Below are 211 nucleotides of genomic sequence, written 5' to 3'. Positions count from 1 at the left end.
CTGCACCCGTTCGAGCGAACTGGAAGACGCGTTGCTCGATCTGCTCGACAACCTCGACAAAGGCGCGATCAATTTCGACCGTCTGGTGATTGAGTGCACTGGCATGGCCGATCCTGGCCCGATTATTCAGACCTTTTTCTCCCACGAAGTCATTTGCGAACGCTACCTGCTGGACGGCGTAATTGCTCTGGTTGATGCGGTACATGCCGAC

At 55.5% G+C, this 211-nt stretch carries 1 protein-coding gene; it reads left to right on the top strand.

Going from position 1 to position 211, the window contains the following annotated elements; genetic code table 11:
* On the top strand, window positions 1–211 hold a 211-nt coding region (locus FDX22_RS15895), incomplete at both ends, for a GTP-binding protein (protein ID WP_304571772.1).

The sequence above is a fragment of the Citrobacter sp. TBCS-14 genome, assembly GCF_005280805.1.
Taxonomy (GTDB): Bacteria; Pseudomonadota; Gammaproteobacteria; order Enterobacterales; family Enterobacteriaceae; genus Citrobacter; species Citrobacter gillenii.
Note: the sequence above shows the minus strand (reverse complement) of the source record. Positions and strands in the feature narration are given on the sequence as shown.